The organism is Asaccharospora irregularis DSM 2635 (genome assembly GCF_900129815.1).
GTDB classification, from domain to species: Bacteria; Bacillota; Clostridia; order Peptostreptococcales; family Peptostreptococcaceae; genus Asaccharospora; species Asaccharospora irregularis.
In genome coordinates this window covers 23,965-43,675 of record NZ_FQWX01000015.1, presented here as the reverse complement: position 1 = coordinate 43,675, position 19,711 = coordinate 23,965, and the positions used below count along the sequence as shown (strand labels likewise).

Sequence of the window (19,711 nt, the reverse complement as noted above, 5' to 3'; positions counted from 1 at the left end):
TATTTTATTGTCCATAAAGTGTATAATAATTGAAAACTAGGACAAGGATACAGATATTATTTGTTTGTAGGAGAATGGATTTTGTAGGAGAGTAAATATGGAAAGAATAGAAGGAATGATAAGTGATATAGTTTTCAAAAATGAAGATAATGGATATACAATAGCACATTTAGCAAATGAAAAAGATGAGGTAGTAATAGTAGGGTGTATGCCTACATTAGCTCAGGGAGAAACCATAGAAGTAGAGGGAAAGTGGGTAAACCATAAACTATATGGTGTTCAATTTGAAGTAAATAAGTTTATGCCTGTAACTCCATCATCACTAGAAGGAATTTATGTATACCTATCTTCTGGAATGATACATGGTATAGGCGAAAAGATGGCAAAGAGAATAATAGATAAGTTTGGACTTGAGACCTTAAATGTAATACAATCTACTCCTGAAAGATTAAAAGAGGTAGAAGGAATAGGTGCAAAAAAAATAGAGCAAATAGTCAAGAGCTATGAGGAAAATAGGGATCTTAGGAATATAATAATAGAATTATCTCCTTATGGAATAACACCTAATTACTGCCTTAAGATATACAAAAAGTATAAAGATAAAGCAATAGAGGTTATAAACAAAAATCCTTATAAACTTGCAGAAGAAATAAGAGGTATAGGTTTCAAAATAGCTGATAATATAGCTAGTAAAATAGGGATAGACAAAAATTCTAAAGATCGAGTATCACAGGGGATATTATACTCTTTAAACCAGGCCAGTCTAAGCGGACATACGTACCTTCCAAAAGATGTTTTAATAGAAAACTCAAGGAACCTTCTAGATGTTTCTCCATCTATAATAGAGGAGTGCATAATGGATTTAGTGTATGATCAGAAGTTACACATAGAAAAGAGAAAAAATGAATACTTAATATACTTAATGACCTACTACATGTCTGAAAATGGAGTTTGCAAACAAATAATAAAGTTATCTCAAGCTAAAATAGAAGATTTAAATATTAATATAGATGAAGAAATTAGAAAAGTAGAAGAAGATGAAGAAATTAAATTAGCCAACAAACAAATCTCAGCAGTCAAGGAAGCTATTAATAGTGGAGTAGTGGTAATAACAGGTGGCCCTGGAACAGGAAAAACCACTACTATAAACACAATAATAAAGATATTTGAAAATAATAACAAAGAAGTAGTATTAGCAGCTCCAACTGGGAGAGCAGCTAAAAGAATGAGTGAAACATCTAATAAAGAGGCTAAAACTATACATAGACTCTTAGAAATGGGATATACAACAGATAGTGAAGAACTGCTATTTTTAAAAAATGAGGAGGACCCTATAAAAGCAGATGTTGTAATAATAGATGAAGTATCTATGGTAGATATATTACTGATGTATAGCCTTTTAAAAGCCATAAAATTAGGAACAAGATTGATTTTAGTAGGTGATAGTGACCAGTTACCGTCTGTAGGGGCTGGAAATGTTCTTGGAGATATAATCAACTCAGAGGTTATAAATAAGGTAAGGCTAAACGAGATATTTAGACAAGCTCAAGAGAGTATGATAGTAGTCAATGCACATAGAATTAATAGTGGACAGCCTCTGCAGTTAAATGCAAAAGGCAAAGACTTTTTCTTTATAAGAAAAAATACCTCTGAAGAAATAATGAGTGAGATAATTGGATTAGTCAACGAAAGACTGCCAAAGTTTTATAATTTAGATAAGATGAAGGATATTCAAGTATTATCATCTATGAGAAAAGGAGACTTGGGTGTAACAAATCTTAATATAGAATTACAGAAATATCTTAATAAGCCTGAGCAATATAAGGTAGAGGAGAATTTTTCAAAGAGAGTGTTTAGGGTAGCTGATAAGGTTATGCAAATAAAGAATAACTATACAAAAAAATGGGAAACAGAGGATGGAAGTGACAGCGGAGAAGGTATATACAATGGTGATATTGGATATATATACCATATAGATAAAGACAAGAAAAATATTTATGTGTTATTTGATGATACAAAAATAGTTTCTTATGGATATGATGAGTTAGATGAGATTGAGCATAGTTTTTGTACAACTATACACAAAAGTCAGGGAAGTGAGTTTCCTGTAATAGTTATACCTATAACATGGGCACCACCTATGCTATTAAGTAGAAATTTATTATACACAGCTGTTACAAGGGCAAAGAAACTAGTTGTATTGGTAGGAGATGTCAAGTACCTAGAGTATATGATAAAAAATAACAGAACAAATGAAAGGTATTCTAACTTAGCATATAAATTAAATAAATTTAAGGAGGAAGGGATACTTTTAAATAATAATGAAGGATTCTAGAGTAGATGGATTTTTAAAGAAAAGATTTAAAGAAGTAGTAGATGTTTTGCTAGACCTTATTTACCCAGAAAATATAAGTTGCATAATCTGCAATAAGCCAATAAAAAAAACAAATACATATTCAATATGTAAGGATTGTTTTAAAGAGATTAATTTTATATTGGATGGGTGCATAAAATGCGGAAAACCAATAATAAATCATTCACTGGAAAGTCAGAGTGTAGAGGGTTGTAATTTTTGTATAAATAGATCCTTTTATTTTGAAAAGGTTATATCCTGTATGGAATATAATGATATAAGCAAAAGGTTAATTTTGGGGCTTAAGTATCAGAGCAATACATATATGTGTAAATATATCGCACAAATTATGAAGGACAAACTAGAACTAGAAAAAATAAAATTTGATTATATAGTATTTGTGCCACTTCATAAGAAGAGAGAGAAAAAAAGAGGATTTAATCAGTCGCAGAAAATCGCCGATTACTTAGGAAAGCTGATGGACATTTCTGTAGTAGATTGCGTATATAGAAAAAAGAACACAAAAAGACTCTATAATTTAAATAGGGATGAAAGAAAAAGAGAATTAAAGGATGTATTTGAAGTCAAAGACAATATAGAAAAAATAAAGAAAAAAGATGTTTTATTAATAGATGATATATTCACAACAGGTGCAACGGCAAATGAATTATCAAGGGTATTAAAATTTTCAGATGTTAACAGTGTGTTTGTAATGACTCTACTGACGAAAGTTAGCGACAATTATATATGGGAACGAGTTTTAGAATAATTATATATCATAAGTAGATATGTTGTTGGCAATATTAACTATTGACTTATCTATTTTAAAATATTAAAATGGATAAGTAATATTTAGGTCTGTGGTTGAAAGTCCAAGCCAGTCGCAGGCAAAGGGATCCACGTAAGTTAATCTTAAAAGTTAGATTAATGATCATGGTGCGGCTTAGAAGTAAGACCTACCGATAACAAATCGAGAGAATTAATAGTGCGGCAAACCCAAGCGAAAGTTCCAGTAGGCGAGTGTGGGGTCAAAAACCAGGTCAGCTAAATATTCAAAGTACCTTTAGGGGTACTTTTTTTTACGTATCAGGAAATTATTATATAAGGAATTTTAATTTATCAAATATAATGATGTTAACATTTTCATATACATATAAAAAATATATAAGATATTAAATTTTGACATAAATACACAAATTAATAACAATAAATCCACATTTCTGTGGATAGAAATTTACAAAAAAATAGCCTTAAGAGTAACTATCAAGAGTTATTAACATATCTGTCCACATTATCCACAGGGATTATGCATATTATTAATCCACACCATGGGAATAAATAAATTTCATACCAAAAAAATATTTGATTATATTGAAAACATTTTCCAAAAAATCGATTTATTATGCTTTAAGACTTTAAAAAGAATTATTGTTAGTTGAATATAATAAAATATAAAAGTAAACAATAAAAACAAAGGTTTTTTAGAATTCGTAATATGATAACTGAAGGGAGATAATCTTATGAATATGATAATATCTGGAAAACAAATGGAGTTGACTCCTGGAATAAAAGCTGCAATAGAAGAGAAATTAGGAAGAATAGATCATTATCTTCATCCAAATACAGAGGTTAGAGTTACTGTGAGGGCAAAAAAAGCGAGACAAACTATTGAAGTTACAATAATTCCTATAAGTGGACCTATAATTAGAGCAGAGGATAGTGAAGAGAATTTATATGCGGCAATAGATGTTGTTTATGATAAGTTAAATAGACAACTTAGAAGATATAAGAACAAACTAATAGATAGAACACAAACTAGTAAGAGCATTAAATACGAAGGAACAGATTTTACTGAGGATACAAATGAATTAGAGGAGGATACTGATTTAGAAATAGTTATAAAAAGACGTAAAAAGTTTGATATGAAACCTATGAGTCCAGAGGAAGCAGTGCTACAAATGGAATTAATAGGTCATGAATTTTATATGTTTAGAAATGTAGATACAGACGATATATCCACAGTATATAAAAGAAAATCAGGAGGATATGGACTAATAGAACACGAATAATATAATTTAGATTTATCTATATAACTTTAAGCTACCGGTAAAAATTTAATTATTGGTAGCTTTTTCAACGTGATTATACATAAATTTGAATTATATACTAAAATTATGTACATAAATAGAATACTGAAACTAATACCTAGATAGGATTTTAAATTAATATTAAATATACAATTTTTATGGTAAAATGAATATTAGTACAATAAAAGCACGAGGAGAGATGTTTAACATGGGTTTTATGGATAGCTTATTTAATATGGCAGATAAAAAAGAACTAAAGAAATTTAATAAAACAGTAGACGTAATAGATTCTTTTGAATCTAAGTTTTCTAGTATGTCAGATAAAGAACTTAAAAACATGACTAATATATTTAAAGATAGAATAGCTAAGGGTGAAAGCTTGGATGATATATTACCAGAAGCTTTTGCGGTTGTTAGAGAAGCATCTAAGAGAGTATTAGGAATGAGACACTATAGGGTTCAGCTTATTGGAGGAATAGTTCTTCATCAGGGTAGAATAGCTGAGATGAAAACAGGTGAAGGGAAAACTTTAGTTGCAACAGCACCTGTTTATTTAAATGCGCTTACGGGTAAAGGGGTACATGTAGTAACAGTAAATGATTACTTGGCAAAGCGTGATAAAGAAGAGATGGGAAAAATATATGAGTTTTTAGGAATGACAGTAGGGGTAATCGTTCATGGTCAAAATCCAACTGTTAGAAGAGAACAGTATAATTGTGATATAACTTATGGTACAAACAATGAATACGGATTTGACTACCTAAAAGATAACATGGTTATTCATAAAGAACAAATGGTTCAAAGGGAACTTAACTATGCTATAGTCGATGAGGTCGATTCAATACTTATAGATGAGGCAAGAACTCCACTTATAATATCAGGACCTGGGGATAAATCTACTCATTTATACTCTGATGCAAATACATTTGTTTTAACTCTAAGAGAAGGTGATTACGAATTAGATGAAAAACAAAAATCAATATCACTAACTGAATCAGGTATACAAAAAGCAGAAGTATACTTTAATGTTGATAATATAACAGATATAGCTCACACTGAACTATATCATCATATAAACCAAGCTCTAAGAGCGCATAAAATAATGAAAAGTGATGTTGATTATGTTGCTAAAGATGGAGAAATAGTAATAGTAGATGAGTTTACAGGAAGACTTATGTTTGGTAGAAGATACTCAGAAGGATTACACCAAGCAATAGAGGCTAAAGAAGGATTGAAAATACAAAGAGAATCTAAAACTTTGGCTACTGTAACGTTCCAAAATTACTTTAGAATGTACAATAAAATTGCTGGTATGACTGGTACTGCAAAAACAGAGGAAGAAGAATTTAAAGCAATATACAAAATGGATGTTTTCCAAATTCCAACTAATAAACCAGTTATAAGAGAGGATTTACCAGATGCAGTTTACAAAAACCAAATAGGTAAATTTAATGCGGTAGTTGAAGATATAATAGAAAGAACAAAAGTTAAGCAGCCTATACTTGTAGGTACAGTTTCAATAGAAAAATCCGAGTTATTATCTCAGTTACTAAAGAGAAGAGGGGTTAAGCATGAGGTATTAAATGCAAAACACCATGATAAAGAGGCAGAAATAATAGCACAAGCTGGTAGATTAGGGGCAGTAACAATTGCTACTAATATGGCAGGACGTGGTACGGATATAGTTTTAGGAGGTAACCCTGTATTTTTAACTAAAAAAGAAATGAAAAGATTAGGGTATAGTGAAGATATAATAAATAAGGTAGATTCTGCACTAGACGCTTCAGAACTAGATGAAAATGATGAAATATTAAAAGCTAAGCAGGAGTATGACAAATTACTTACAAAATATAAAAAACAAACAGAAGAAGAACAAAAACAGGTTATAGAGGCTGGTGGATTGGCTATAATTGGTACAGAACGCCACGAGGCTAGAAGAATAGATAACCAGTTAAGAGGTCGTGCTGGGCGTCAAGGTGACCCAGGAAGTTCAAGATTCTACATAGCACTAGATGATGATCTAATGAGACTATTTGGAAGTGACAAGATATCTAGAATAGTAGATAAGATAGGTCTAGAGGAAGATATGCCTATAGAACACAAGATACTAAGTAAGTCTATAGAAGGTGCACAAAAGAAAGTAGAAGGTAAAAACTTTGGGATAAGAAAACATGTACTTCAATACGATGATGTTATGAACAAGCAAAGAGAGATAATGTATGGAGAGAGAAGTCGTGTTCTAGCTGGAGAAAACTTAAAAGAGCAGATAGAGGGTATGATACATTCTATAATAGAAGAAGGTGTAAATGCTTACTTTATAGAAACTGGATTTAATGAAGAAGGATTCAAAGAATATATGTATCATCAATTCATGCCTAAAGGAAGCATAGAAATACCTGACATAGAAAAATTAAATCAGTCTGAAATAGTAGAAAAAGTTTATGAAATAGCAATGAAAATATATGGAGCTAAAGAAGAACTAGTTGGTTCTGAGAGAATGAGAGAGGTAGAAAGAGTTATACTTCTTCAATCTGTTGATAGCCACTGGATGGATCATATAGATGCTATGGATCAGTTACGTCAAGGTATAGGCCTTCGTGCTATAGGACAACAGGACCCTGTAGTTGCATACAAGATAGAAGGATTTGATATGTTTGATGAAATGACTAAACATATTCAAGAAGACACAGTTAAATATCTGTTTAATATAACAGTAGAGGCACCAGTTGAAAGAAAACAAGTGGTGGACCTAGAAAAGATATCTTCTAGTGCAAGCGACGAACCAGAGAATAAAACTGTAAGAAAAGATGAGCAAGTAGGAAGAAATGATGAATGCCCTTGTGGAAGTGGCAAAAAATATAAAAAATGTTGTGGAAAGTAATTTAGGAGGAATAGGTGTTAAACATAAAAGAATATAAATATAGTTTAGAAAAGCTAACCTCAAATATAGAAGAATTGAGGGATTCTCTTTGACATAGATAGATTAAATTCTAAAATCAAAGACAATGAACAAAAAATGAGCAAGGAAGATTTTTGGAATGACAACGAGTCAGCACAAAATCTGCTACAATCTACAAAAGTTTTAAAAGAAACAGTAGATGAGTATAATTCATTAAAAGAGATAGTAGAAGAGATAGAAATATTGATTGAAATAGGACTAGAAGAAGATGATAGTTCTGTTGAGAGTGATATAGAAAAGTCTATTGAAAATCTTAAAAAAAATATAGATAATATGAGAATAAAGACTCTTTTAAATGGAGAATATGATAAAAATAATGCAATTGTATCTATAAATGCTGGGACTGGTGGATTAGATGCTCAAGATTGGGCTCAGATGCTACTTAGAATGTATATAAGATGGGCAGAGGGAAAAGGTCATAAGGTTAAACTGTTAGACCTAATCTCAGACCCAGCAGCGGGTATAAAAACAGCTGTATTATTGGTAGAAGGTTTCAATGCATATGGATACCTAAAAAGTGAAAAAGGGGTCCACAGGCTAGTTAGAATATCTCCATTTGACACTTCTGGTAAAAGACATACATCTTTTGCATCTATAGATGTTACACCAGAACTAGATAATGATATCCAGATAGATATCAATCAATCAGATTTGAAAATAGACACATATAGAGCTTCTGGTGCTGGAGGTCAACATGTAAATACTACAGATTCGGCTGTAAGAGTAACTCATATACCTACAGGCATAGTTGTTCAGTGTCAAAATGAGAGATCGCAACACTTAAATAAAGATAGAGCCATGAAAATGCTTATGGCAAAACTTATAGAAATTAAAGAATTAGAACAAAAAGAAAAAATAGAAGATATACAGGGAAAATATTCTCAAATAACATGGGGAAGTCAGATAAGATCCTATGTATTCCAACCATATAAATTGGTAAAGGATCATAGAACCAATGCAGAAGTAGGAAATGTTGATAGTGTTATGGATGGAAATATAGACTTCTTTATGAATGAATATCTAAAAATGAATAAAACAAAAAATTAAGATATAAGGCTTGAGAATTTAATTCTTAAGCCTTATTTTAAGCAAAGGGGATAGGTACCATGGATATAAATGCAATTTTAAAACAAGAATTCAATCTTAGAGATGAACAAATAAATAATACTATAAAGCTTATAGACGAAGGTAACACTATACCATTTATCGCTAGATATAGAAAAGAAATGACTGGTGAAATGAGTGATGTCACTTTAAGACAGTTCTATGAGAAACTAATATACCTTAGAAATTTGCAAACTAGAAAAGATGATGTAATAAGGATAATATATGAACAAGGTAAACTTACAGATGAAATAAAGAAAAATATAGAAAAAGCAAATACACTTCAAGAAGTAGAAGATATTTACGCACCATACAAACAAAAGAAAAGAACTAGGGCAACTATAGCTAAGGAAAAAGGGTTAGAGGAACTTGCTTTATCTATCTTAAAAAATAATATAGAAGATATACAAAAAGAGGCCGCTAAGTACATAAACGAAGAAAAACAAGTCAACTCTGAAAAAGATGCTTTGGATGGGGCAAGAGATATAATAGCTGAAATAGTATCAGACGATGCTAAGATAAGAAAACATATTAGGGAATTAGCTCTAAGAGAAGGTGTCATAGTTACAAAAAACACAACAGATGAGAAATCTGTTTATGAGATGTATTATGATTATAGTGAGGGTGTAAAAAACATGGCTCCTCATAGAACACTAGCAGTGAATAGAGGAGAAAAAGAAAATCTGCTAAAGGTAAAACTAGAAATTAATAACGATAAAGTACTTAATTTTATAATAAATGAGTATGTAAAAAATAATAATATAAACAACAAAGAAGAAATAGTAGCAGCTATAGAGGACTCTTATAAAAGGTTAATTTTCCCGTCTATAGAAAGAGAAATAAGAAATCATTTGACTGAGATAGCTCAGGAGAGAGCTATAAGCGTATTTGGTAAAAATATAAAGAGTTTACTTCTTCAACCACCGCTAAAGGACAAGGTCGTTATGGGATTTGACCCAGCATTTAGAACAGGTTGTAAAATAGCTGTAGTAGATAAAAACGGAAGGCTACTAGACTATACAACTGTTTATCCTACAGAGCCCCAAAATAATGTTGAAGGTGCAAAAAAGACTTTAAAAGAGTTAATTAAGAAATACAATATAGATGTAATTGCTATAGGAAACGGGACAGCTTCAAGAGAATCAGAGAAGTTTGTATCAGATATGATAAAGGAAATAAATGAGGAAGTTCAGTATGTAATAGTCAGTGAGGCAGGAGCATCAGTTTATTCGGCATCAGAACTTGCTAATGAAGAACACCCTGATATAAATGTTTCTATAAGAGGGGCAATATCTATAGGAAGAAGATTACAAGATCCTCTTGCAGAACTTGTAAAAATAGATCCAAAGAGTATAGGAGTAGGGCAATACCAACATGACTTAAACAAAAAAAGACTAGAAGAAGTATTGTCTGGAGTGGTAGAGGATTCGGTAAATAGCGTTGGAGTAGATTTAAACACGGCGTCATACTCTTTATTAGAACATATAGCAGGTATAAGTAAAACAATATCTAAAAATATAGTAGCTTATAGAGAAGAAAATGGAGATTTTACTTCTAGGGCTCAATTAAAAAAAGTAAAGAGGTTGGGACCACAAGCATTTACTCAGTGTGCTGGATTTATGAGAATTATAAACGCAAAAAATCCTTTAGATAACACAGGTGTGCATCCAGAGAGTTATGATGTATGCAAAAAGATGTTAGAGATGATAGGATATTCACTAGATGATGTAAAAAATAGAAATATAGAAGATATAGATATTAGGGTAAAAGAGATTGGATTAAAGGAATTAAGTGAAAAACTAGAAGTTGGACAGGTTACACTTAAAGATATAATTTCTGAAATAAAAAAACCGGGTAGAGACCCTAGAGAAGAAGGTATCAAACCTATACTTAGAACTGATGTTTTAAAAATAGAAGATATACAAGAGGGAATGATTTTAAAAGGAACTGTAAGAAATGTAGTAGATTTTGGAGCATTCGTTGATATTGGTATAAAAAATGATGGGTTAGTTCATAAGTCAGAGATGAGTAAAACATTTGTAAAAGACCCTATGAGTATAGTTACAGTTGGGGATATAGTAGATGTTAAAGTAATAGGTATCGATTTAAATAAGCAAAGAGTAGCTTTATCTATGAAAATATAAAGTAGAGCATGCACTTGAGGAGGAGATTATATGATTTTTATAAAAAATGGAAGTATAAATACAATAACAAATGGAGTAATAGAAGGCGATATTTTAATAAAAAATGGCAAAATAGCTGAAATAGGAAAAGATATAGTAGCTCCTTTAGATGCAAAAATTATAGATGCAAAAGGAAAATATATATTTCCAGGGTTTATAGATGCCCATACACACTTAGGACTTTGGGAAGATGGTATGGGATTTGAAGGAGCAGATGGAAATGAAGAGACAGATCCAATAACTCCTCAATTAAATCCAATAGATGGAATTAATCCTATGGACAGAACATTTAAAGAGGCTTATGAGGGTGGAATTACATCAGTATGTACTACTCCAGGGAGTGCAAATGTAATGGGCGGACAGTGTATAGCCATAAAGACATTTGGAAGAAGAATAGATAATATGATAATAAAAAATCCTGTTGCATCAAAAATAGCATTTGGAGAAAATCCAAAAAGCTGTTATGGTCAGGATGAAAAAATGCCTCAAACTAGGATGGCAATAGCTGCACTTCTAAGAGAAAATTTAAAGAAGGCAGAGGAGTATTTGGAAGACTTGGAGATATATGAAGAGCATGAAGATCAGGATAAGCCAGAATATGATATGAAAATGGAGAGTTTAATACCTGTTTTAAAGGGAGAAATACCTTTTAAGGTTCATGCACATAGGGCTGATGATATATTTACAGCGATAAGAATAGCCAAAGAGTTTAATGTGAAACTTACTTTAGATCATTGTACAGAGGGTCATCTTATAGCTGAAGAATTAGCAGATGAAAATTATCCAGTAGTAGTAGGACCATCATTATCAGAGAGATCTAAAATAGAACTTAGAAACTTAACTTTTGAAACAGCTGGAATTTTATCTAATTCAGGATTAGATGTATCTTTAATGACTGATCATCCAGTAATACCAGTTCAGTACTTACCTGTATGTGCAGGTATTGCTGTTAAGCACGGTATGAAGGAAGAAGAAGCTTTAAAGTCAATTACAATAAACCCAGCTAAAACCCTAGGTATAGATGATAGAGTAGGATCCATAGAAGTTGGTAAAGATGCAGATTTAGTTATATGGGACAACTTACCTTTAAGAATAGAGAGCAATGTGCTATATACAATAATAGACGGCAAGGTAGTTTATAAAAGATAGTATAAACTTAAAGAATTTAAAGATTAAACGGATAAATTTAAGTTGACATAGCAATAGGTATTGAGTATTCTATACATAGAAGAAAAATAAAATAGCAAAGAAGATCTTCGGGGCAGGGTGAAATTCCCTACCGGCGGTATAGCCCGCGAACTACTTTTGTAGTATGATTTGGTGAAATTCCAAAGCCGACAGTAAAGTCTGGATGAGAGAAGAGAGTTATGGAATAGAATTATATTAAATTACATGAATTTGTATTTTTATATATAACCATAAAAGCTCGAAGATGAAATCTTCGAGCTTTTTATTTTTTCTAGTAGGAATATTAGGAGGAATTATTTATGAATATTGAATCAAGAAAAACATGTAGTAGATTATCAACAAAAACTTTAGTGAAGGTTGCAATACTATCAGCAATAGCATATATACTTATGTTTATATCAGCACCAATTCCTGGAATATTTCCAGATTTTTTAAAGCTTGATATATCAGATATACCAGCTATATTTGGTGGGATGGCTATGGGCCCAATGGCTGGATTTATGATAGTTGTAATAAAGAATTTACTACAATTAATAACTGCCACAACTACAGGAGGAATAGGGGAAATTGCAAATATATTAATAGGCGGAACTTATGTGTATATACTTTGCTATTCATATAAGAGAAGATCTGATATAAAAGGAGTTCTAACAGGTTTTGTAGTGGGAACAATAGGTATGGCTGTAGTAGGTGGATTTATGAATTACTTTGTTATGCTTCCGTTTTATGGAAACTTAATGGGCTTAGATGCGATAATAGGTATGGGTTCAGTAATAAATCCTAAAGTTCATGATTTATTAACATTTACATTATGGATGATAGTGCCATTTAACATAGTAAAGGCGACAATGATGTCTTTAATAACACTACCTCTATATAAAAAAATGGCGGCGCTACTTAAAAAATAATATAAGAATTTATTGGGTATGTATTTTGATAAGATTAAATACATACCTTTTTAAATTGAGAAATATCATAGTTTTATTTTTTTATTAGTTGAAAAATTAAATCTGATGTATTAAATAGGAGACTATAAAAGTTTGTACAGATAAGGTCTTTATAATGAAACTTTGTTATAATATAATAATATCTAGTTGATAATAGTTGTTATCGACTATTAATAAATTTATAATATACTGGCATTTAGTTTTAATTATCTAAAATTAGTAGATAATTTTAAATGAATTGTACTGATAATAATAGCTAAAATAGCTAATTACGGAGATGAATTGATGGTTAAAATATATTTAGAAAATGAAGAAAAGACAAAAGAAATAGGATACAAACTAGGAAAATTAGTAGAGCCTGGGAGTGTAATTTGTCTAATAGGAGACCTAGGAGCTGGGAAAACTACGATGACTCAGAGTTTAGCTAAGGCCCTAGAAGTAGATGATTATATAACAAGTCCGACCTTTACTATTGTAAATGAATACGAAGGAAGACTTCCTTTATACCATTTTGATGTATATAGAATAGGTTGTAGTGAAGAAATGTATGATATAGGTTATGATGAGTACATAAACTCTGATGGAGTTTGCATTATAGAATGGGCAAATTTAATAGAGGATATACTTCCTGATGAATATCTGTACGTAGAGTTAAAATATAAGGAAATGGCAAGAGAGATGATATTAACTCCAAAAGGAGAAAAATACGAAAAAATTGTTGAGGAGTTGATTAAGTAATGAGAATATTAGGGATAGACACTTCCACAATGGCAGCTAGTGTGGCAGTTATAGAAGACAATCAGTTAGTTTGTGAATATACTATTAACACTAAAAAAACTCATTCTCAAAAACTTATGCCTATGATAGAAAATATGCTAAAAGAGAGTGACTTAAATATAAATGATATAGATTTAATAGGTATATGTGTAGGACCGGGTTCATTTACAGGGTTAAGAATAGGTATGGCTACAGCAAAGGCAATTGCACATGTAAATAACATTCCTATAGTAGGTGTTACATCTTTAGAAATGTTAGCTGCTAATATGAACTTATGCGATAAAAAAATATGTTCAATATTAGATGCACAGAGAAATCAAGTGTATACAGCTAAATTTGAATATATAGGAAATAGGTTAGTTCAGATAAATGATACTGATGTTTTAGAAATAGACAAACTTATAAATGAAATATCATCTAGTGAGGATGATTACATACTAATCGGAGAGGCTGTGTATAAATACGAAGAAAAATTAAAAGATATAGAAAATATATCAATACCTTCTCCTTCTCACAATGTGACTAAAGCAAGTAGTCTATGTTCAATTGCTCTTGAAAAGTATAATCAAGGAGAAAATATTGAATCTTGTTATACAATAAATCCTATGTATATTAGAAAATCTCAAGCAGAAGTTCAATATGACGAAAAAATGAAGAGGTTAAATGATGGAAAATAATATAATAATAGAGCCTATGACTCTGTCTGATATAGATGGTGTCTTTGAAGTAGAAAAAAGTTGTTTTGAGGATTATTGGTCCAAAGATTCTTTTAAAAAAGAACTTTCAAATGATGTAGCTAGATATATAGTAGCCAAACTTGGTGGAAAAATAGTTGGTTATGTTGGTATATGGCTTATTGTGGATGAAGGACATATAACTAACGTAGCAGTGCATAAAGACTATAGAGGCCAAAAAATTGGAGACAAGCTAATAAAATCATTGGTTGAACTATGTAGAAAAAATAGTATTTTAGCAATGACATTAGAGGTTAGAAGTTCAAATACTATAGCACAAAATCTGTATAAAAAGTACGGGTTTAAAATGGTTGGAGTTAGAAAAGAATATTATAGTGATAACAAAGAAGATGCAATTATAATGTGGAACCAGATAAAAGAGGTGTAACTTATGAAAGATATAATAACATTAGCTATAGAAAGTAGTTGTGATGAAACAGCAGCAGCAGTTTTAAAAAACGGAAGAGAAGTATTGTCAAATATAATTTCAACACAGATAGAACTACACAAAAAATTTGGTGGTGTAGTACCAGAAGTAGCATCTAGAAAACATATTGAAAATATAGATGTAGTAGTGCAGCAAGCTTTGGATAAGGCAGGAATTAAATTTAAGGATATAGATCATGTTGCGGTCACTTATGGACCAGGCCTAGTAGGAGCATTATTAGTAGGACTTTCACATGCAAAAGCATTAGCATACTCTCTTAATATACCACTTGTAGGAGTAAACCACATAGAAGGTCACGTAAGTGCTAACTATATAGAACACAAGGACTTAAAGCCACCATTTATAACATTGATAGTGTCTGGTGGACATACACACTTAGTAGAGGTAAAAGACTATGGAGAGTATGAAATATTGGGAAAAACTAGAGACGATGCATCTGGAGAAGCTTTTGATAAAATTGCAAGAGCTATGAACTTAGGATACCCAGGTGGACCTATAATTGATAACTTAGCTAAAAAAGGGAACAAACACGCAATAGAATTCCCAAGAGCTTATTTAGATGATGGTTATGATTTTAGTTTTAGCGGACTAAAATCATCAGTTTTAAATTACCTAAATGCAAAGAAAATGAAAAAAGAAGAAATTGTAGTAGAAGACGTTGCAGCATCCTTCCAAGAGGCTGTAGTAGAAGTGCTATCTACAAAAGCCATAAAAGCAGCGAGAGAAAGAGGATATAGAACAATAGCTTTAGCTGGAGGAGTCGCATCAAATTCCGCACTTAGAGAAAAAATTACAAATCAGGCAAAAGAATTTAACATAGAAATTAAATACCCACCACTAATCTTATGTACCGATAATGCAGCTATGATAGGGTGTGCAGGATATTATAATTATATAAAAGGAAGAACTCATGATATGAGTTTAAATGCAGTTCCGAACCTAAAAATAGGACAAAGATAAATTAGAATTTGTTCTCGTATTACCGCTTCGGGCTATGTGATATAAATTGTGCTCCAGGCAGTCAAGCTGCAATGTCGCTACAATTTATATTCACATAGCCCTGCGTTAAGAATACTTGTCCAATATTTGATGTGGTTCGTAAAGGTCAAAACCTCTGATAAATTTTAGGCTCTTTGTTAAATAACGTTGATGAAGTCAGTATTTAATTTTTAAAGGCAGCATCTAATACAGTTTACCTATATAGATGCTGTTTTTAAATTCTTGTATTTTTTCCCTTAGTAATACTCTTAATCTTAAATTTTTTTATATTTCTAGTTAAAAGTTGTACAAGATGGAATTTATCTAGGATAATCGTAGCATTTGGAAACAATTCTTTACCTAGTTCTATGTACGTCTCATACATATCAGTAGTTATAAATTCAACCTTTTCTCTTACTTCTTTAGAATATGACAAGAAATACTGTCTCAAGTAATGTTTTCTTCTATCAGGTAAAATATCAAAAACTTTTCCAGTTTCATTATTAACTAAATTTACACTCATTGCAGCATCAACTGATTTTAGAGACTTAAATTCATCTATTCCAAGTACTCTAGGAAGATATTTTTTACTAGTTTTAATTTCTTTACTTCTAAGTACTCTGGAAATAAAACACCATTTGTCTGTAAGTGGAGTTTCAGCAATAAATGACTCATTACAGTGTTTGCAGTAGAATCTTTGTTTTTTAAAAATATCATGAAAACATTAGTATTGTTGGAAAATTTCAAAAAATACAAATTTCTTATAAGATAATGAAGGATGTATAAAATATTTGCAGAATTATATTATAAAATTAGTATTTAATAACTCAAATTAGAGGGGATATTAATGTATAAAAAACATTATACAACAATAAATATAGTATTAATATGTGCCGGATTATTACTATTATTATCGAATGTATCACTTGCATTTTGGCTAAGAGATAGCTTTTTAACCGATATTGGTGTAGATGAAAAAGTATCAATTGAAATATTTAAAAGTTATATGTATATGATTCAAATAATTGGTGGAATATTATTTTCTATTGGACTTTACAGGTTAACCGAAATTAAAAATATAAGCAAAATAAAATGATGGGAATTATAATTAAATTTTAAAGATATATCAATAGATAAATTTCTAACTTCGAATACAAAAAGAAGTAAAAGCATATTTAAAGATGCTTTTACTTCTTTTTGTATTTAAAGTTTTTTATTATAGACAATAATTTTTTAAAAACAATAATTTTGCTATCATCTTTAGATTTTATATATTCTTTTATAAGTATAATTAAAATTGAAAAGAAAAAAAATAGAGGTTTTAAAAGGAGAGTAAATCTATGGAAGTAATATGTAAACTCAATAATATAGTAAAATCGTATGGTAACCGTAAAATTTTAAACAATTTTAACATAGAGATCTATAAAGGTGAATTTGTAGTAATAAAAGTAAAAATTGGAATTAGCAAAACAACTTTATTGAATATAATTGGATTAATTGAAAAAATAGATAGTGGAAAAGTCATACTTTTTGATAAAGATGTAACTAAAATAACTAATAATAAATTAAATAAATTGCTTAGAAATAAAGTATCGTATTTATTCCAAAACTATGCATTAATAGATTCTGAAAGTATTGATAAAAACTTAGATATAGCTTTAACATATTCAAAAAAATAAAAAAGAAAATAAAATGCTTTAAAAAAGGTTGGTTTAAATATAAATACTAAATCTAAAATATACGAGTTATCAGGTGGAGAACAACAAAGATATTCTATAGCAAGAATTATATTAAAACCATGTGATATAATATTAGCGGATGAGACAACCTACCAGATTTTATTTTTTAGGAATAAATTAATTCTTGATGTGATATATATGTAATACAAAGATACAAATATATCATGTTAACAAGGGAGATTTATTAATGAAAGGGATAAAAAAATATTCGATTCTGTTTGCATTTTTCGGCTTATTAGGATTTAAAGAATTACAGGGTGATCCATTAGGGCTTTTGTATTTTGGTTTTTTTGGAAACTTGGCTAGTTATTGGTGGCGTAAATTAGGTGATGTTGAAGATGAAAGATTAATATATAATAAAAATAGGGCAGGAGTCATATCTTTTTACATAGGATTTGTCATAGCAGTTGTATCAAGTGTATTAATTAGATTGTACACAGTAGATTTATTAACTTTATATAGAATGCAAGTATTAATAATAGCGCTAACTTTTGCAATATCAATGAATTTATGGGCTTTTTTAACTTACAAATTTGACTTAGGAAAATAAAGATAATGACAAAGTTTATTAGTAATTTAAAAAAATATCGTCAGTTCAATGAATTAACCCAAGAGGAACTAGCCAAGAGGGTTAATGTTAGAAGAGAAACCATTGCTCGACTAGAAAATGCAAAATACAATCCATCGCTTGAATTAGCAGTCAGGATATCTAAGGAACTGAATATTCCGATTGAAGAATTATTTATATTTAAACTTTAATTTGCAGATAAATGCAACAAAACTGTACATGAAGCTAAGAATAAGCTTTATGTACAGTTCTACTGAAGCAAAGTCTAATCAATATCCTTAACAATATTTGTTGCCCACTTCTTAGACAGCGCTCTAGGTACTCCAAAGATAAATTTAACTATTTCTTCTGAGTAAGTTAATAAAACAAGTACAAAGATTGGATAACCCTTAACAGCTCCAATAAAAGTTAATGGAAGAGAGGCCAACCACATACAGCCCAACTCTAAAAATAGTGCATATTTAGTATCTCCACCACTTCTTAAAATACCGATTATTATAAGAGTATTGAATGATTTAAGAGCCATAAAGATACCCATTATAATAAATATTTTAGTTATATCTGATTTTAGAGCTTGTGAAACACTAAATATCTTTAGTAAAAATGGTATATTAATAATTAAAAGTAAACCAAATAACAATCCAGCTACAAAAACAAGAATTGAGAATTTTTTAGCATATTGTGTTGCACGGTCTATATGATCAGCACCAAGTTCATTTCCAAGCATGATAGAAGCCCCGATTGCTATACAAACAGAAGTCATAATAAAAAAGTTTCCTGTACTAGTAGCTATTTGGCTAGCTGCAATAGCAGAAGTTCCTGCTTTTGCGTATGCTACAGAATATAATACCGTCCCCACTGCCCACGCAGAGTCATTAAAAAATATAGGCATACTTTTTGAGAAAAATGAATTTACAAAAACTTTATCTATAGACTTTAAATGTTTTAGAGTAAACTTTAATATGTAGTCTTTTTTCAAGATGTAGACATATCCAAGTATTAAAATTAATTCAACTACTCTAGCTATTACAGTAGCTATAGCGGCACCCTTTACACCAAGTGCAGGCAACCCAAAATGACCAAATATAAGACCGTAATTTAAAATTACATTGGTTACCAAAGCAATTGCACTACAAAACATACCTAAGTTAGGATTTCTAACACCCCTAGATCCCATACTAAACACAATACTAATAGATATTAGAGGGTACCCCAATATTACTATTCTAAGATATTCACTGCATAATCTCACAACATCAGGATCGTATGAGAATATATGAATTATCGATTCGGGTACAAGTAAAGCAGGAACTACAAATATTAAACTAAGTATTATTGCAAGTATTGTACTTAAACCTGTAACCTTTTTTATATTATTAGCATCTTTTTTACCAAAAAACTGGGATATAAAAACTCCAGCTCCCCCTGTAATACCCGATAGAGACATACTAAATAAAAAGAAAAATTGGTTTGCAACTCCTATAGAAGCTACAGATGTCTCACCCAAACTACTAATCATAACAGTATCTATTATGTTTACAGAAGTAGAAATAAGATTTTGAATAATAATAGGTATACATAATGAAAAAAGTATTTTATAAAACCTTTTACTATCATCGTTTAAAGGGAATATTTTCCTCAAATAA

The 19,711-nt window shown here is 30.4% G+C and carries 17 protein-coding genes, 1 pseudogene and 1 riboswitch; of the genes and pseudogenes, 16 read left to right on the top strand and 2 right to left on the bottom strand.

Annotation, left to right across the window (positions count from 1 at the left end; translation table 11 throughout):
- The first annotated feature begins 97 nt into the window (after positions 1–97).
- From recD2 to tsaD, 12 genes are all read left to right on the top strand, one after another.
- Positions 98–2,335: an SF1B family DNA helicase RecD2 gene (recD2, locus tag BUB34_RS07665; RefSeq protein WP_073126153.1), complete on the top strand. Its 2,238-nt coding sequence runs from the start codon at positions 98–100 to the stop codon at positions 2,333–2,335.
- Positions 2,322–3,122: a ComF family protein gene (locus tag BUB34_RS07660; RefSeq protein ID WP_073126150.1), complete on the top strand. Its 801-nt coding sequence runs from the start codon at positions 2,322–2,324 to the stop codon at positions 3,120–3,122. Before recD2 ends, BUB34_RS07660 begins: the two co-directional genes overlap by 14 nt.
- A 751-nt stretch (positions 3,123–3,873) precedes the next feature.
- Positions 3,874–4,422 (top strand): ribosome hibernation-promoting factor, HPF/YfiA family, encoded by a 549-nt coding sequence (gene hpf, locus BUB34_RS07655; RefSeq protein ID WP_073126147.1) that lies wholly within the window; start codon positions 3,874–3,876, stop codon positions 4,420–4,422.
- A gap of 226 nt (positions 4,423–4,648) precedes the next feature.
- Positions 4,649–7,321, top strand: coding sequence for a preprotein translocase subunit SecA (gene secA / locus BUB34_RS07650; protein WP_073126145.1), 2,673 nt, complete (start codon positions 4,649–4,651; stop codon positions 7,319–7,321).
- A 14-nt stretch (positions 7,322–7,335) separates the two neighbouring features.
- Positions 7,336–8,446 (top strand): peptide chain release factor 2 gene (prfB, locus tag BUB34_RS07645; RefSeq protein WP_143153350.1). Its coding sequence is split into 2 segments (ribosomal slippage): positions 7,336–7,410 and positions 7,412–8,446, totalling 1,110 coding nucleotides; the frame shifts between segments, so codons are not numbered across the junction.
- Positions 8,447–8,505: 59 nt separating this feature from the next.
- Positions 8,506–10,647, top strand: a complete 2,142-nt coding sequence (locus BUB34_RS07640; RefSeq protein ID WP_073126141.1) for a Tex family protein — start codon at positions 8,506–8,508, stop codon at positions 10,645–10,647.
- Between the two features lie 30 nt (positions 10,648–10,677).
- Entirely contained in the window at positions 10,678–11,835 is a 1,158-nt protein-coding gene (locus tag BUB34_RS07635) for an amidohydrolase (protein WP_073126138.1), read from the top strand.
- Between the two features lie 99 nt (positions 11,836–11,934).
- Positions 11,935–12,053: riboswitch (FMN riboswitch) on the top strand.
- Between the two features lie 120 nt (positions 12,054–12,173).
- On the top strand, positions 12,174–12,782 hold the full coding sequence (locus BUB34_RS07630) for an ECF transporter S component (protein WP_073126136.1): 609 nt from the start codon (positions 12,174–12,176) through the stop codon (positions 12,780–12,782).
- 324 nt (positions 12,783–13,106) lie between these two features.
- Positions 13,107–13,559 (top strand): tRNA (adenosine(37)-N6)-threonylcarbamoyltransferase complex ATPase subunit type 1 TsaE, encoded by a 453-nt coding sequence (gene tsaE / locus BUB34_RS07625; protein ID WP_073126135.1) that lies wholly within the window; start codon positions 13,107–13,109, stop codon positions 13,557–13,559.
- A complete protein-coding gene (gene tsaB / locus BUB34_RS07620; RefSeq protein WP_073126133.1) occupies positions 13,559–14,275 on the top strand; it encodes a tRNA (adenosine(37)-N6)-threonylcarbamoyltransferase complex dimerization subunit type 1 TsaB in 717 nt (238 codons plus the stop codon). Before tsaE ends, tsaB begins: the two co-directional genes overlap by 1 nt.
- Entirely contained in the window at positions 14,265–14,720 is a 456-nt protein-coding gene (gene rimI, locus BUB34_RS07615) for a ribosomal protein S18-alanine N-acetyltransferase (protein ID WP_073126131.1), read from the top strand. Before tsaB ends, rimI begins: the two co-directional genes overlap by 11 nt.
- Before the next feature lie 3 nt (positions 14,721–14,723).
- The gene (gene tsaD / locus BUB34_RS07610) at positions 14,724–15,740 is read left to right on the top strand and encodes a tRNA (adenosine(37)-N6)-threonylcarbamoyltransferase complex transferase subunit TsaD (RefSeq protein WP_073126129.1); all 1,017 of its coding nucleotides are present in this window, start codon (positions 14,724–14,726) and stop codon (positions 15,738–15,740) included.
- Positions 15,741–15,993: 253 nt separating this feature from the next.
- Here tsaD and BUB34_RS07605 read toward each other — a convergent pair whose 3' ends face one another.
- Positions 15,994–16,320, bottom strand: coding sequence for a transposase (locus BUB34_RS07605; protein ID WP_278276710.1), 327 nt, complete (start codon positions 16,318–16,320; stop codon positions 15,994–15,996).
- A 285-nt stretch (positions 16,321–16,605) separates the two neighbouring features.
- On the opposite strand from BUB34_RS07605, the gene BUB34_RS07600 reads away from it, so the two are divergent.
- The 4 genes and pseudogenes from BUB34_RS07600 (at position 16,606) to BUB34_RS07580 (ending at position 18,256) form a co-directional block, all read left to right on the top strand.
- Complete coding sequence (locus BUB34_RS07600; protein ID WP_073126126.1) at positions 16,606–16,854, top strand: hypothetical protein; 249 nt, start codon at positions 16,606–16,608, stop codon at positions 16,852–16,854.
- 244 nt (positions 16,855–17,098) lie between these two features.
- Positions 17,099–17,641: pseudogene (locus BUB34_RS13560) on the top strand (ATP-binding cassette domain-containing protein).
- A gap of 43 nt (positions 17,642–17,684) precedes the next feature.
- Positions 17,685–18,047 carry a DUF3796 domain-containing protein gene (locus BUB34_RS07585; protein WP_073126123.1) on the top strand — a complete coding sequence of 121 codons (363 nt, stop codon included), beginning with the start codon at positions 17,685–17,687 and terminating at the stop codon, positions 18,045–18,047.
- Positions 18,048–18,052: 5 nt separating this feature from the next.
- Positions 18,053–18,256 (top strand): helix-turn-helix transcriptional regulator, encoded by a 204-nt coding sequence (locus tag BUB34_RS07580; protein ID WP_073126121.1) that lies wholly within the window; start codon positions 18,053–18,055, stop codon positions 18,254–18,256.
- 74 nt (positions 18,257–18,330) lie between these two features.
- On the opposite strand, the gene BUB34_RS07575 is transcribed toward BUB34_RS07580, so the two are convergent.
- On the bottom strand, positions 18,331–19,707 hold the full coding sequence (locus tag BUB34_RS07575; RefSeq protein ID WP_143153348.1) for an MATE family efflux transporter: 1,377 nt from the start codon (positions 19,705–19,707) through the stop codon (positions 18,331–18,333).
- Positions 19,708–19,711 lie beyond the last annotated feature (4 nt).

Bases quoted from the DNA above. Each gene is read 5' to 3' on its own strand.
- BUB34_RS07630 (WP_073126136.1), top strand. From the start codon at position 12,174: ATGAATATTGAATCAAGAAAAACATGTAGTAGATTATCAACAAAAACT.
- BUB34_RS07580 (WP_073126121.1), top strand. From the start codon at position 18,053: ATGACAAAGTTTATTAGTAATTTAAAAAAATATCGTCAGTTCAATGAA.
- BUB34_RS07660 (WP_073126150.1), top strand. From the start codon at position 2,322: ATGAAGGATTCTAGAGTAGATGGATTTTTAAAGAAAAGATTTAAAGAA.
- tsaD (WP_073126129.1), top strand. From the start codon at position 14,724: ATGAAAGATATAATAACATTAGCTATAGAAAGTAGTTGTGATGAAACA.
- hpf (WP_073126147.1), top strand. From the start codon at position 3,874: ATGAATATGATAATATCTGGAAAACAAATGGAGTTGACTCCTGGAATA.
- BUB34_RS07635 (WP_073126138.1), top strand. From the start codon at position 10,678: ATGATTTTTATAAAAAATGGAAGTATAAATACAATAACAAATGGAGTA.
- secA (WP_073126145.1), top strand. From the start codon at position 4,649: ATGGGTTTTATGGATAGCTTATTTAATATGGCAGATAAAAAAGAACTA.
- tsaB (WP_073126133.1), top strand. From the start codon at position 13,559: ATGAGAATATTAGGGATAGACACTTCCACAATGGCAGCTAGTGTGGCA.
- BUB34_RS07640 (WP_073126141.1), top strand. From the start codon at position 8,506: ATGGATATAAATGCAATTTTAAAACAAGAATTCAATCTTAGAGATGAA.
- BUB34_RS07585 (WP_073126123.1), top strand. From the start codon at position 17,685: ATGAAAGGGATAAAAAAATATTCGATTCTGTTTGCATTTTTCGGCTTA.
- tsaE (WP_073126135.1), top strand. From the start codon at position 13,107: ATGGTTAAAATATATTTAGAAAATGAAGAAAAGACAAAAGAAATAGGA.
- recD2 (WP_073126153.1), top strand. From the start codon at position 98: ATGGAAAGAATAGAAGGAATGATAAGTGATATAGTTTTCAAAAATGAA.
- rimI (WP_073126131.1), top strand. From the start codon at position 14,265: ATGGAAAATAATATAATAATAGAGCCTATGACTCTGTCTGATATAGAT.
- BUB34_RS07600 (WP_073126126.1), top strand. From the start codon at position 16,606: ATGTATAAAAAACATTATACAACAATAAATATAGTATTAATATGTGCC.